12 protein-coding genes and 1 riboswitch are annotated in these 13,883 nt (G+C 34.1%); of the genes, 2 read left to right on the forward strand and 10 right to left on the reverse strand.

All coding sequences use genetic code 11. The features are described from left to right. Positions 1-73: 73 nt before the first annotated feature. From BM289_RS06675 to BM289_RS06695, 5 genes are all read right to left on the reverse strand, one after another. On the reverse strand, positions 74-571 hold the full coding sequence (locus tag BM289_RS06675; protein ID WP_091491899.1) for a cupin domain-containing protein: 498 nt from the start codon (positions 569-571) through the stop codon (positions 74-76). 181 nt (positions 572-752) lie between these two features. Then, entirely contained in the window at positions 753-2,225 is a 1,473-nt protein-coding gene (locus BM289_RS06680; protein ID WP_091491901.1) for an aminotransferase class V-fold PLP-dependent enzyme, read from the reverse strand. Between the two features lie 97 nt (positions 2,226-2,322). Next, a complete protein-coding gene (locus BM289_RS06685) occupies positions 2,323-3,312 on the reverse strand; it encodes a TlpA disulfide reductase family protein (RefSeq protein WP_091491903.1) in 990 nt (329 codons plus the stop codon). A 253-nt stretch (positions 3,313-3,565) separates the two neighbouring features. Next, positions 3,566-3,666: riboswitch (SAM riboswitch) on the reverse strand. 183 nt (positions 3,667-3,849) lie between these two features. Further along, positions 3,850-4,215, reverse strand: coding sequence for a hypothetical protein (locus BM289_RS06690; protein WP_091491904.1), 366 nt, complete (start codon positions 4,213-4,215; stop codon positions 3,850-3,852). Positions 4,216-4,423: 208 nt separating this feature from the next. Then, positions 4,424-6,286 carry a TonB-dependent receptor plug domain-containing protein gene (locus BM289_RS06695; RefSeq protein WP_091491906.1) on the reverse strand — a complete coding sequence of 621 codons (1,863 nt, stop codon included), beginning with the start codon at positions 6,284-6,286 and terminating at the stop codon, positions 4,424-4,426. A gap of 66 nt (positions 6,287-6,352) precedes the next feature. Here BM289_RS06695 and BM289_RS06700 point away from each other — a divergent pair, with 66 nt between their 5' ends. Both BM289_RS06700 and BM289_RS06705 read left to right on the forward strand, forming a co-directional pair. Further along, a complete protein-coding gene (locus BM289_RS06700) occupies positions 6,353-7,840 on the forward strand; it encodes an aminotransferase-like domain-containing protein (protein WP_091491907.1) in 1,488 nt (495 codons plus the stop codon). A gap of 101 nt (positions 7,841-7,941) precedes the next feature. Next, entirely contained in the window at positions 7,942-8,424 is a 483-nt protein-coding gene (locus BM289_RS06705; RefSeq protein WP_091491909.1) for a hypothetical protein, read from the forward strand. Between the two features lie 190 nt (positions 8,425-8,614). Here the strand turns inward: BM289_RS06705 and metQ are convergent, their stop codons facing one another. The 5 genes from metQ to BM289_RS06730 all read right to left on the reverse strand — a co-directional run bounded on the left by metQ (position 8,615) and on the right by BM289_RS06730 (position 13,533). Next, on the reverse strand, positions 8,615-9,427 hold the full coding sequence (gene metQ / locus BM289_RS06710; RefSeq protein ID WP_091491910.1) for a methionine ABC transporter substrate-binding lipoprotein MetQ: 813 nt from the start codon (positions 9,425-9,427) through the stop codon (positions 8,615-8,617). A gap of 40 nt (positions 9,428-9,467) precedes the next feature. Further along, a complete protein-coding gene (locus tag BM289_RS06715; RefSeq protein WP_091491912.1) occupies positions 9,468-10,121 on the reverse strand; it encodes a methionine ABC transporter permease MetI in 654 nt (217 codons plus the stop codon). Beyond that, positions 10,114-11,145 carry a methionine ABC transporter ATP-binding protein MetN gene (gene metN / locus BM289_RS06720; protein WP_091491913.1) on the reverse strand — a complete coding sequence of 344 codons (1,032 nt, stop codon included), beginning with the start codon at positions 11,143-11,145 and terminating at the stop codon, positions 10,114-10,116. Before metN ends, BM289_RS06715 begins: the two co-directional genes overlap by 8 nt. A gap of 330 nt (positions 11,146-11,475) precedes the next feature. Next, positions 11,476-12,591, reverse strand: coding sequence for an N-acetylglucosamine-6-phosphate deacetylase (gene nagA, locus BM289_RS06725; protein ID WP_091491915.1), 1,116 nt, complete (start codon positions 12,589-12,591; stop codon positions 11,476-11,478). 138 nt (positions 12,592-12,729) lie between these two features. Next, positions 12,730-13,533 (reverse strand): DUF2490 domain-containing protein, encoded by an 804-nt coding sequence (locus tag BM289_RS06730; RefSeq protein ID WP_091491916.1) that lies wholly within the window; start codon positions 13,531-13,533, stop codon positions 12,730-12,732. Positions 13,534-13,883: the final 350 nt, after the last annotated feature.

Consider the following 13,883-nt stretch of genomic DNA (forward strand, 5'->3'; position numbering starts at 1 on the left):
TCTATATTCTCTTCTCTATATTCTCTTCTCTATATTCTCTTCTCTATATTCTCTTCTCTATATTCTCTTCTCTTTATTCTTTTCTCTTTATTCTTTTCTCTTTCGTCTTCTCTGCATCTAATAAAACAGCTAATTGAATACAAGGAGAATCAGACCGATTACTCCACGCATGATTTGTGCCACGTTGAATTACAATATCACCCGCCTGCAATAAAGTTTCCTCCTCCTCTACAATGAGATAAATTTCTCCAGCCAGAATCACAATATAATCTAAAGTATCGGTTTGATGCATTAGCGGATGAGGCTGTCCTTCGGGTGCTACAATTCCTAAATCTTTGTCTGGCGGAATTTGTACATAACGAAAGTAACTTCCGTTTTTGGGCGTATTCGGAAAAGCAGTATTTTCAATTTCTTTTTCATCAAATTTTGCCGGTGTACTATCCGTTGACCAAATATCCGAAATAATCAATCCCGGAAAATGCTCCGAAACATTGGTTACGATTTGGTCTTGTTCTATTATTGATTTTCCATTTCGTAAACCCGTTACGACTCTTCTTGGAATTGTTTTCATATTTTAATTTTGCAATTTTAAGAAACCTGGCAGATTTTGAAAACCTAGCAGGTTAACTATGTGTTAGAAACTAGTTTCTCTTGATTACCTTTTTAATAACAAAAAAACTATGTTTCTATGTGTTTCAAATTTTAGTAAAAACCCAACAGGTTTTGAAAACCTGTTGGGTTAAAAAAACTAACTAATCTAACTTAAACCAATCTTTTACTTCATTTGTTATGGAATCTTTTATTTTAGGATTTTCAAATTCATTCGATGCAGGATTATATTCATAATCTTTTTGCCATTTTTTATAATTCGAAGCTACTTTCTCAATCGCATCACAGATATAGAAAAGCTCTTCATTGGTCATAATTGGATGTAAGGACAAACGAACCCAGCCTGGTTTATTCGTCTGATTTCGCTGTAATAATTCACTAGTAATTTCTGCCGATTTTTTCTCATTAATATTGAAAAGGTAATGCGCATAAGTACTCGCACACGACCAGCCACCGCGAACCTGAATTCCGAAACGGTCGTTCAAAAGTCTTACAATCAAATTGTAATGAATATCTTCAATCACAAAGGAAACACAGCCAATTCTTTCTGTTGTTAAATCTCCCAGAATAGATAAACCTTGAATTTTTTGAAGTCTCGAAAAACAAAGATCAAGCAATTCTTTTTCTCTTTTTTTGATATTTTCAACTCCCATTTGCTCTTTTAATTCTAAAGCCAACGCTACTCTAATTACCTGCAAAAATCCTGGAGTACCTCCGTCTTCGCGAACTTCAATCACATCACTGTAACAATATTTTCCCAACGGATTAGTCCATTTTACATTTCCTCCACCTGGATTATCTGGAAAATCAGATTGGTATAATTTTTCATTAAAAACCAAAACTCCAGTAGTTCCTGGCCCACCCAAAAATTTATGAGGCGAAAAGAAAATTGCGTCCAATTGCTCTTCGGGATCTTTTGGATGCATATCAATTTTGACATAAGGTGCAGAAGCAGCAAAATCAACAAAACAAAGTCCGCCGTTTTGATGCATGATTTTCGCTAATTCATGATAAGGTGTAATAATTCCCGTAACATTAGAACAAGCTGTAAACGAACCTATTTTCAAGCTTCGGTCTGCATATTTTTTAATTTCCTCACAGAGCACTTTTGGATCGACCAAATTATTTTCATCAGGTGGTAAAATCACCACTTCGGCATTTGTCTCGTACCACGGAACCTGATTCGAATGATGTTCCATGTGAGTTATAAAAACCACAGGCCTGTCTTCTTTATAATCTGTTCGCAAACCCATAATGCGCTGTAATTTTGATAAAGCAGCTGTCATTCCGGTTCCCGTAGTCACCAAAACATCAGATGCATTGGCATTTACCGCTTTTTTAATAATTTCTCTGGCATGTTGATAAGCATAAGTCGAAGCCTTTCCTGTTTGGCTTGAAAATGAATGTGTATTGGCAATCATTGGTCCCATTTTGTTTAGCATAATATCCTCGATCGGAACATATAATCTTCCGCTGGCAACCCAGTCGGCATAAACTATATTTTGTTCTCCGTAAACCGATTCAAAAGTATGATCGATTCCTACTGTATTTTCTCTAAATTTAGAGAAGTAACACTCTAACTCAATTGGTTCTTTCGTTGTCTCAATAGCATTCATTTCCTTATCATTTTTAATTAACTATATTCTATTACTGTTTTCATTATTTTTTTCCACTTTATTTCTCATCCGTCACAAGATTATGTGGAGCTGTTTCTTAAATCTTTTTATCTAAAAGCGATTTTAACGTCGCCTGTAATTCTTCTCCCTGAAGATTTTTAGCTACAATTACTCCTTTCGAATCGACTAAATAATTGCCCGGAATCGCTCTGATTCCGTATAATTTAGCCACTGCACTATTCCAGAAAAGTAAATCTGAAACATGTGTCCATGTCAAATTATCATCCTGAATTCCTTTGATCCAGTTTTCTTTCTTTTTGTCTAAAGAAATCCCGACAATGTTGAATCCTTTATCATGAAATTCTTTGTACGTTTTTACGATATTTGGATTTTCTCTTCGGCAAGGTCCGCACCATGAAGCCCAAAAATCGACTAAAGTGTAGCCTTTTAAATTTTCATAAAAGCGAATTGGTTTTCCATTTGGATCATTGGCTGTAAAATCAGGCGCTTTTTTTCCAACTGCCAAACCGTCCAAAACGAGAGCTAAATCTTTTAGTTCTTTCACATAAGTGGTTGTCTGAAGACTTTTATCCAGCAAAGCAATATTTTCTCTAATTTGTTCCGGAGACAATCTATAAGACCAGTTTCTGTACAACACATAAGCCGAAACTATCGATTTTGGATTCTCTATAATGAATTTACTGATTTCCACATCTTTCGATTTTTTGTAAGTTTCAAACAAGTCCTGAGAAACCGAACCTTCTACAACAGAATTATTGTAATATTTCTTTGGGTTTAATTTTACCGTAATTGGTCCTTTTTCAAGAAAAACATACAACGGACTACTTTCTGTATTTACACTTAAACCGTACAATTCCGGCGTTTTTATTTTAGTCTTAAAACTAAAACTGCCATCTTTTACTTTTACCGAATCAATTGTGGTAAACATTTTATTGTGAAATTTTTGCAGATAAACATACTGCGCTACAGTATCTACAACAGTTCCCTTTAATTGTAAATTACTTTCCTGCGCCTGAGTTTGTGCAACTCCAAAAAATAGGGCAAAACCTAAGATTATTTTTTTCATTATATTTTGATTTTAGTTTATGATTGGACAAAAGAATTCCTGAGACCTATTTCAAAATGGTCTTTAGAAAATGTTGTTTTTCAAAAATTACTGGGAGAATTTTACTTGTCGCGCATTCGAAAAAAGGCAAGACTGTTTTCTTCGAACATTACATTCAAAAGTTCGTAACCGGCGTATAAAGTTGAATCTGTTTTCATTTTAAAAAATAAAAAGTTTTACAAAGATGATCTTATTCAGATTTTGAGGAAATCTTTTCTTATCTGTCCCGCAAAGCGGGAAGGATTTAGCACCTTATTCGGCAACAGGTTGCTAAGACGTCAATGGGCCTATTCCCTCGGTCTTTCTGGATAAATATCATTCAGAACTTTTCTGCGATACAAATATATATTAATTCTATCAAATAAGTAGCATTTAATATTGTTTTTTTTCAGAATTTATTTTTGAAGTCTTTTCAGCATCAATAAAAGCATTGAAAAACAATATTTTAAAATAAAAAAACTCATTCCTTTTTGAAATGAGTTTGTAGTTTATCTGAGATTATTTTTTGTTCTTTCTTCTTTTAGCACTTTCAGTCTGTAATTTTATACTGTCTTTTTGAATTCCACTTGAAGGCGTGTAGGTAGAACCATCTGTGGCACTTTCTCCTGGACCTGTTCCTGTGCCCGCTGTACTTTCAACTCCTTCTTTTTCCATATTCGTAATTTGAATACTCTTTGCTGCTGGTGATATACCGCCCGAACTAGTACCCGTAACTTCTGTTGTATCTTTTGTTTGTTGCACCGTATCAACAGGGACAGAATTTGTATCTATTGTATCACTATAACCATCATTATTTTTACAAGAAGAAAATAATCCGATAATAATTACCAAAAATAAGGCTTTCCATTTCAATAACGCTTTCATAATAAATGTTTTAAATATTTACAAATGCTAAGTAACTACTTATAAAACGGCTTATTTTACAGTATTTCTGATAAATTTTATATAACAGCAATTGATTTATTTTTCACTCTGATAATTATTCCGTAGAAATGTTTCATCGGTAAAATAACGGAAATAGGGGCTGTCTTAAAAACTAAAAGACAGCCCCTATTCTAACCAATAAAGTAATTTAAAATGTAACTAATTTCACTCCTAAAGTAAACCATCTCGAAGGCAGAGGCACCGCTCCTACTTCATAATAAGTCGCATTGAATATATTTTGTGCATCTAAAAAGATGGTGAATTTATTGATTGACTGACTTACTCTAAAATCATTTACCCAATAAGACGGTCCTGTGATTCTCTCGTTAAAACGGGTTGCAAACAAAACAGAGAAATTCTTAAACTGATAATCTATTGTATTGGTAATTTGATGTTTTAAAGATGAAATAAGATACTTGGAGTATATTTCTGTACGGGAACTTTTAAATTCAGAATCCAAATAAGTGTACGCTAAAAGAATGTTTAATCTAGAATCTTTAGAAAAATCAAATCTATAAGTGCCGCGTAAATTGATTCCGTTTGTGTTTAGATCTCCGGTGTTCTGACTTTGCCACGGCTGGGTCGTTAGATTACGCATCCAATCGATGTAATTATCAATTTTTCTGTAGAAATAATTGGCATTCAAACTCAATGCTTTTTTATTGTATTTGAAACCAATTTCGCTCTGGAAAGCATTTTCTGAATCTAAATCGGCGTTTCCAATATTTCCTGTTTGTTTCAAATACAAATCTGTAAATGATGGAATTCTTTGGCTTGTTCCCACATTCCCAATAATTTTAAAGGCATCTGTAATTGCATAACTAGCATCAATTCCAGGATAAACCTGCCATTTGTAATCCGAATTATAATTTAAATAAGTTCCAATGTTTACATCAAATTTTTCCGTAAAACTCGTTCTGTATTCAGCATAAACACCAACGTTTTCGCGATCGTGATCTCCGATATTGGAAGAATGAATGTTTTCGTTTCTAAATTCTGCTCCAAAACCAATTTCTCCTTTAGACAATTTCACTGTAGAGTTTAATTCTCCCGCAATCGAATTGGTATAATGCTGGCTTCTTCCAACAGCTAAATTTGAGTTTCCTAAATAACGATAATCATCATAGTTATAACGATAGGTTACTCTTGGCATAATTTTCCAGTTTTCTGTAATAGCATGTTTCGACTGAATGTTGGCAAAAGTAGTCTGTACAATTTCAGTCGAATTGATATCACCCGGCGCTGCGTAGAATCCGTTAGCTCCAAAACCATTTTTGATGTATCCGGCAGAACCTAAAATTTCATTAGAATCATTGATTTGTACATTTCCCTGATAGAAAATTTTATTGTTTTCAAATGCTGTATTGTATCGGTAACCATTGCTTTTATCGTGAGAAGCAAAAATTAAATGCTGCTGTTTTTCTTTACCTAAAACAGCTCCAGCCTGAACTCCTGTCCCATAAAATGTATCTCCTGTATCTCTTGTATCTTTTTCAAAGTTAGAACCCGCATAAGTACTTACTAAAAATCCAGAATCTGTTGTTTTTTTAGTGATAATATTAATCGCTCCCGTCAAACTGTTAATTCCATAAATTCTTGCAGCCGGTCCGCGAACCACCTCAATTCTTTCAATAACTTCAACCGGAAGAGGCAAATTCAGCATATTGTGAGCCGTTTGAGAATCTATTACTTTAGCTCCGTTTAATAAAACAACAGTCTGTTCAAAACTTCCTCCGTCAACACTGATATCTGCCTGAGTTCCAAATGGCCCTCTTTGTCTGATATCAACTCCATTGGCATATTGTAATACTTCCTGAAGTGTTCTTCCCGGAAGTTTCTTTATAGTTTCACTGCTGATCACATAAACATTTCTGTTTTGCTTAGAAATAGGGGTATTAAAACGGTTTTCATTGATGATAACCTCGTTCATTTCATTGATGGAATCCTTTTTGGTCTGCGCATAAATGTTGGAACAAATTACTGCAAGGGCAGCAAAGTAGATTTTTTTCATTTGGTCAATTTTTTTTGGCAAAAGTAGTATCTTGCCGTACTAATCAAGTATGCCAGTTTTATAATTATGAGTAGTCCGGTTGAAATTCCTTTTAAAAGCTTTATAGAGCTTAAGCCTGAAGAAAATACTGCCTTGTATCTTCAGATTGTTTTTGAATTTATAAAAGCGATTCAAACTGGTTTTCTGCCTGAAGGAACAAAACTTCCCGGAACTCGTATTCTCTGTAAAGTATTGGATGTAAACCGAAATACTTTGATTAAAGCTTTTCAGGATCTGGAATCACAAGGCTGGATTGAAACGCTTCCAAACAAGGGAACTTTTATTTTATCTCAGCAAAAACAAAAAAATAAAGCTGAGTTTACAACTTTAAAAAAACAAAATTCATCACAATTTGATTCAGGGTTTACTTTCCAGCGTTCTACGATTCTCGAAAATCCAATAGAAATCAGTAATCTACCGTATCAGTTTAATGATGGAATGCCAGACTTACGTTTGGTTCAAACCGATGTTTTGGCGCGATTATATGTTTCAAAACTAAAAAGACATAAAACGACTAAAACCTACGAACAAATACAGCTTCGTTCACATTCTAATTTTAAGACGCAGTTTTCGAATTATCTGAATCTGACCAGAGGAATTCGCATTTCGACTTCTAATCTTTTGACGACAAGCAGTCACGAAATTGGGTTATATCTTGTTACAAAAGTGCTCATCAATCCGGGAGACAAAGTGGTTGTGGCTTCTCCAGGTTATTACATGTCCAATATGACATTAACCAATACTGGAGCACAGATTATTTCGATTCCCGTAAACGAAGATGGAATTGATACCAAACGTTTGAAAGAAATCTGTGAAACATCCCAAATCAAATTGTTATATCTTACTTCCAATTATCATTATCCAACCACAATTTTGCTCAGTGCTAAAAAGAGAATTGAAGTTTTGGAATTAGCCAACCAATACGGATTTGTTATTCTGGAAGACGATTATGATTTTGATTTTCATTACGATAATAATCCTGTTCTGCCTTTAGCTGCTTTCGATTCTAACCAACGCGTCGTTTATATTGGTTCTTTTGGAAAATCACTTCCATCCGGATTCAGCTACGGATTTGTAGCCGCTCCGGCTGAGTTTATTAAAGAATTGGAAAAACATCAAAACATTCTAGAACCTAGTATTGATGTTATGAAAGAACAGGTTTTAACAGAATGGATTTCTGAAGGTGAAGCGCATCGGCTTTCGAAAAAAAACAAAAAAATCTACAAAGAGCGAAGAGATTGTTTCGTTTCCTTGCTGAACGAAAATTTAAAAGGTAAAATAAAATTTAAAGTTCCACCGAGAGGATTAGCGATTTGGGTAGAATGGCTGGATGATTTTAATTTGATCAAATTTCAAAAAGAATGTGCTGCAAATAAGCTGTTTTTGCCCAAGACCATTTTATATCAGACAAAAGATTTAAGAGCTACTCGTTTAGGATTTGGACATTTAGAAAAAGAAGAAATGCAGAAAGTAGTTTCTATTTTAAAAACCTCATTAGAAACCACAATTCATTAACAAACTGAAAATTATATAATTACCAACTAAAATCTTATAACAAAAAATAATATTTCGAAATTAACTTTGAAAGAGAGATTATAATCCAAATAAGGTTTTTTATGGATATTTATGTGATTATAGAACTACTTTTAATTTCAATTGGCGCAACATCTGCCATGACTTGGTTTAGTTATGCCATGTCTGGAAGTTTTAGAGAACTGTACAAAGAACCAGTTCTTTTAAGTTTTGCATTAGAAAGAACGCACATTAGTCATTCGGAACGTTATCAAGAAACATGGGGATGGCTGATGCATTATGTTATTGGGTTCCTATTTGTAATGGGATACCACATTATATGGGCAGAGAATATTTTGCCTCTTACGTTGTTAAGTACTCTTATACTAGGAGTTACAAGCGGAGCAATTGGTATATTCAGCTGGATATTTATATTTAAAATAACCAGATATCGAGCCCCAATTGATTTTAATGGTTGTTATATTCAGTTGTTCTTTGCCCATATTTTTTTCGCATTGATAGTCGCTTCATTTACTTTTATCTCGGAAATACTTTCAATTGTGGCAAAAAATTATGTCATCTTATAAAATATCTTAATACTATTTTATGTCTTATTAGGACAAAAAACAGGGCTGTTTCAAAAAGAAACAGCCCTGTTTTTTTAAGATATAATTCACCTATGTGTTAGAAACTAGTTTCTTTCTTTGTTCTTTCGCAAAACAAAAAACCTATGTTTCTATGTGTTTAAAAATTTTAACCCAAAGATAATCTTAATTGTTACCAGCCCTTTACAGCGCCACCTTTAAATTCCTGTTCAGCAGCTTTTTCTACTTCTGGAGATTGAAAAGCCTGTAAAAACTGTTTTACCTTTTCATCATTTTTATTGTCCTCACGACTTACCACCAAATTCACATACGGAGATTCCTTATCTTCCACAAATAAAGCATCGCGAGAAGGAACCAATCCCGCTGCAGAAGCAAAAGTATTATTGATAATCGCAATTGAGACATTTTCATCATCCAAAGCTCTAGGTAATTGAGGTGCTTCTAATTCTAATATTTTTAAATTTTTAGGATTACTAACAATGTCGGTTACTTTTGGAAGCAATCCAACGCCATCTTTTAACTTCAATAAACCATTTTTCTGTAAAAGCAATAAAGAACGTCCACCGTTTGTTGGATCATTTGGAATGATGATAGTGCTTTCGTTTTTCAGTTCAGAAAGATTTTTGATTTTTTTAGAATAGGCAGCAATCGGATATACAAATGTTTTTCCGATAATAGCCAGTTTGTAACCACGCTGTTTAGATTGTTCATCCATATATGGTTTATGCTGAAAAGCATTGGCATCAATATCTCCCTGACTTAAAGCTTCATTGGGAATTACATAATCGTTGAAAGAAACCAATTCTACTTCTAAACCAAATTTTTCTTTGGCTACTTTTTTCGCTACTTCCGCTACTTTCAATTCTGGGCCAGAAGCCACACCTACTTTTATAAAATGAGGATCGTTGTTTTTACTTTTTCCGCAGTTTGACAACACAAGCGCCAAAGCCAAAACTCCAGCTGTTTTCAAAATATTTAATTTCATAATTCCTATTTTTTTTTTAAAATTCTAAATTTTTAATTGATTAACGATGGTCAAATCGTTTCGATAATCGGTCTCCCACAAACTGAATCAGGAATACTAAAAGCACTAATAAAGCCAAAACTGAGTTCATGGTCACGGCATCATAACCAATATATCCGTACTGATAACCCACTTGTCCAAGTCCGCCTGCTCCAACAGCTCCACCCATTGCAGAATAACCTACAAGAGTAATCAAGGTAATCGATGCTGCGTTGATCAACGAAGGAAGTGCTTCTGGTAGTAATACTTTATACACAATTTGAAAAGGTGTCGCGCCCAAAGCTCTTGCCGCTTCAATTAATCCCGAAGGAAGACTTAACAAACTGTTTTCGACCAAACGGGCAATAAATGGCGCGGCGCCAATGCTCAGTGGCACCAAAGCGGCACTTACTCCAATTGAAGTTCCCACAATGGCACGTGTAAACGGAATCATCCAAACAATTAAAATAATGAATGGAATTGAACGAAAAACATTTACCAAAACCGATAAAGTCCTATTTAAAACAGGCTGCTCTAAAATTTGATTTTTACGAGTCAGAAACAATAAAATTCCTGTTGGAAGTCCAATTAAAAAACCAAAAAAGCCCGAAACAAAAGTCATAACAATGGTTTCCCATGTTCCTTTTAACAATAAATCTATAAGAGAATCAGACATAACCTAAAATTTCTGTTTTAATGTGTTTTGAATTAAAATATTGAATTGCCGCATCGTAGTTTTCGCGTTTTCCTGATAATTCAATCAGCATTACGCCAAAATTAACTTCCCCTGCCTGATCCATTTGTGCGCTTACGATTTTGAAATCGGTATCGAAAAGTCTTGAAACTTCTGAGATAACGGGTTCGTTAACCGATTTCCCTGTCATTTCCAGTTTCAATAACGGATTTAGATTTCCATTATCTTCTTTCTGTAATTTTTCCTGATAAACAGATGGAATTTCAATATGAAGCGAAGAAGAAATAAATTCTTTTGTCAATTCATGTTTTGGATCTGCGAAGATTTCGCCCACACTTCCCTGCTCTATTAGTTTTCCGTGACTGATTACTGCCACTTCATCGCAGATAGATTTTACCACTTCCATTTGATGCGTAATCAACAAAACGGTAATATTAAGACGTTTGTTAATGTCTTTCAATAAATTCAAAATAGATCTTGTTGTAGCTGGGTCCAATGCACTTGTAGCTTCGTCGCATAAAAGTACTTTTGGATTATTGGCTAAAGTTCTGGCAATTGCCACTCTTTGCTTTTGTCCGCCCGAAAGGCTTGCTGGATAATCATTTGCTTTTTCTGCCAGACCAACCAATTGAAGCAATTCTAAAACTCGAGTTTTGATTTCAGATTTTGCAGTTCCCGTCAATTCCAGCGGAAAAGCAACATTATCAAAAACTGTTCTAGAAGAAAGCAGGTTAAAATGCTGAAAAATCATTCCGATTTGTCTTCTTTCCTTAGCCAATTCAGAATTGGATAATTGCATTAAAGCTTTCCCATCTACAATAATTTCTCCTGAAGTAGGTCTTTCTAATAAATTCACACATCGAATTAAAGTACTTTTTCCAGCACCCGAAGTTCCGATTACACCAAAAATTTTACCCTCAGGAACGCGGAGCGAGACATCAGACAAAGCAGCAACAATTCTGTCTTTCTGATGAAAAGTTTTGGTTACGTTTTTTAATTCAATCATTTTTCTAATTAAGATTTAAAAACAAAAAAGCCTTTCAACTATCTATGAAAGGCTTTTTCAAATAAATTATATCATTTTATATATAAGCCAGATCAATAAATTTCATAGCAACGTTACAGCACATCATATTGCTGCTATGATAATTCTTCATATTCTGGTTGTTATTTTTCATTGGTGCTGCAAATTTAAATAGTAATTTTCAATTTTAAAGCAAAAATCATCAAAACTTTTATTTTCCTATCAAATTGATAGACTACTAAAACAATTCCTTATAAAAAATAAAAAACTCCAGATTCCTCAGAAGTTTTCTATTTCAATATCAATTATTTATTAAAATCTTAATGTTTCTATTTCGCTTAAATCAGCATTGAATTTGACAAAAGTGGCAGGAAATCCAGCTTGAATCTTTCCTATTTTATCCTGCATTCCAATTGCAGCAGCAACTCTTGTTGTTGCCATTTTTATGGCTTCATCTGCCGAAACATGGAGATGATTGTAGGCATTTTGCACCGCTTCTGTCATTGAAATGGTAGCTCCGGCTAAATTACCATCTTCATTTCTATAAAAACCATTTTCTAAATGAGCATCAAAATTATCCCATTTAAAATTTTCAACCTTTCGGCCTAAAAAAGTCGCATCGCTGATTAGAAAAAATTTATCTTTCTTCAATTTATAAGCCACTCTAGCTGCCGCATAATCACAATGAGCACCATCTAGAATAACCGGCGCATAAACGCTTTCATTTTCAAAAACAGCTCCAACTAGACCCGGCTCGCGATGTCCGAACTGCGTCATGGCGTTAAACAAATGTGTTACGAGATTAATTCCTTTTGCAAAATAAGGCTGTGCTTCTTTATGACCAATGGTAGAATGTCCGATCGAAATGGTAATACCGCTCTTGACTAGCTTATTTAATTGCTCTTGAGTAAAACATTCTGGAGCGATTGTAATTACTTTGATGACATCTTTTCCTTTTTCAATAATTTCGTCAAGTTCTTCATCAGTTGGTTTTCGAACCTGATCAATACTATGCGCACCGCGTCGTAACGGATTCAAGAAAGGGCCTTCCAAATGCATTCCAATTACACCGTTGTTATGTTTTTTCATATAAGCACGAACGGCTTCAATTCCTGCTAAAATGGTTTCTTTTGAAGAAGATATCAAACAAGGTAAAATCTGTGTTGTACCATATTTCAAGCTTGCATCGTAAATATCCTGAATGGTTTCTTCGTTTGGTGTCTGGCTGAAATAAAGCCTTTCTCCGCCATTAATCTGAATGTCTATAAATCCCGCAGAAAGATGATTGCCTCTCAAATCAATTTGTTCTACATCATTCGGAATTTCTTTTTGCACCGAAATAACTTTTCCGTTTTCTATAATTACAACTCCATTTTCAATTATTTCGTCGCCTGTATGTACAACAGCATTTACAATTGCTTGTTTCATTTTTCAATCTTTCTTTATAGGATGATTTATATTTCCAAATTTAAGATGGAAGATTGAATTAATTTACGTTCAAAGCAAAATAATTACTTTTTACATAACCTTACCTCTTTGGTGTTTGAAAAAAAATCGAAAGAAAAATTAATCTGCTCCTCCATCAACACTATCAAAGGTTTCGCGTTCTTTAGGTTTAACGCTGTATTTAAGAGAAAACATTGGGCCGTAATACACATCAAACTGATTTCCGTTTGCGCGTAACTGCATCTGACCAATTATACCCACGAGAAAATGAAGGTTTGGTGTAATCCCGGCACTATAATAAACAGACAATCTAAAAATATCGAAATGTTCATCGGCGTAATCTTTAGAAGCAAATTTGAGCATCAATTCTGTGTAGTAACCAATATTGGGTGCCAGAAAAATAGGTTTCTCTTTGTTTTGTCTCAAAAAATGATTGACTCCAAAACGGGCTCTTAATCTAGGTATAGTTTGATGATTTCCATTGCGGTCATCAAAAAATTTGGTTTCAAAACGCAGCTGTTCAAAAATAGATCCTTTGGGCATGTTCTGAGAAAGTGTTCCCATTATGATTAATCTATTTTCTAATGTTTTATAATTTCCTGCTTCTTCAACTGCATATTTCTGATTGTGCGCATATCCAAGCCATAATTTTAAATTTTTAAAACCCGAATACATGAGCCAAGGTCTTATTACTTTTCGCTGTGTATATTCAAACGGATTATCGTTTGTATAAGCACCTTGCGTAACTAACTGTACATCGACCTGACCGCTGAGATGCCATTTTTCTATTAATGGAAAAGCAACATCTACTTCTTCAATAGAAGCCGGAATAAATCCCATGGAATAAGGAGCATCCTGTGCTTTTAAAAACGGAGACATCAATAGGAATCCAAACAAAATCAAACTTCTTTTAAATAAATCCATGGCATTCCTTATTTAAATTGCTGATTATAAACAGAAAACTCATCAAATTTAAAGAAAGAAGCCTACCACAATTCAAAAAAGCGGTTTCATATTATAAAATGAAACCATCTTTAAATACTATTTTATAAAAAAGGTTGTTACAAAAGAACATCTCAAGTTGAGAAGCTTCGGAGAAGCGCAATATTTATAGAAAATACATCTATTGTTGATGCAAAAAGCTCCTGCGGAGCGACATCTGTTTTTTTTATAAAATTATTAATATATGTCGCTCCGCTGGAGCTTTATATTGTAAATTTTTACTCCTTTCTATAAATATTGCGCTTCTCCGAAGCTAATTTTCTAAATCCATA

It is taken from the genome of Flavobacterium phragmitis, from assembly GCF_900112575.1.
GTDB classification, from domain to species: Bacteria; Bacteroidota; Bacteroidia; order Flavobacteriales; family Flavobacteriaceae; genus Flavobacterium; species Flavobacterium phragmitis.

Excerpts from the sequence above, each read along its gene's own strand:
- BM289_RS06675 (WP_091491899.1), bottom strand. The coding sequence starts at position 571 with ATGAAAACAATTCCAAGAAGAGTCGTAACGGGTTTACGAAATGGAAAA.
- BM289_RS06680 (WP_091491901.1), bottom strand. The coding sequence starts at position 2,225 with ATGAATGCTATTGAGACAACGAAAGAACCAATTGAGTTAGAGTGTTAC.
- BM289_RS06685 (WP_091491903.1), bottom strand. The coding sequence starts at position 3,312 with ATGAAAAAAATAATCTTAGGTTTTGCCCTATTTTTTGGAGTTGCACAA.
- BM289_RS06690 (WP_091491904.1), bottom strand. The coding sequence starts at position 4,215 with ATGAAAGCGTTATTGAAATGGAAAGCCTTATTTTTGGTAATTATTATC.
- BM289_RS06695 (WP_091491906.1), bottom strand. The coding sequence starts at position 6,286 with ATGAAAAAAATCTACTTTGCTGCCCTTGCAGTAATTTGTTCCAACATT.
- BM289_RS06700 (WP_091491907.1), top strand. The coding sequence starts at position 6,353 with ATGAGTAGTCCGGTTGAAATTCCTTTTAAAAGCTTTATAGAGCTTAAG.
- BM289_RS06705 (WP_091491909.1), top strand. The coding sequence starts at position 7,942 with ATGGATATTTATGTGATTATAGAACTACTTTTAATTTCAATTGGCGCA.
- metQ (WP_091491910.1), bottom strand. The coding sequence starts at position 9,427 with ATGAAATTAAATATTTTGAAAACAGCTGGAGTTTTGGCTTTGGCGCTT.
- BM289_RS06715 (WP_091491912.1), bottom strand. The coding sequence starts at position 10,121 with ATGTCTGATTCTCTTATAGATTTATTGTTAAAAGGAACATGGGAAACC.
- metN (WP_091491913.1), bottom strand. The coding sequence starts at position 11,145 with ATGATTGAATTAAAAAACGTAACCAAAACTTTTCATCAGAAAGACAGA.
- nagA (WP_091491915.1), bottom strand. The coding sequence starts at position 12,591 with ATGAAACAAGCAATTGTAAATGCTGTTGTACATACAGGCGACGAAATA.
- BM289_RS06730 (WP_091491916.1), bottom strand. The coding sequence starts at position 13,533 with ATGGATTTATTTAAAAGAAGTTTGATTTTGTTTGGATTCCTATTGATG.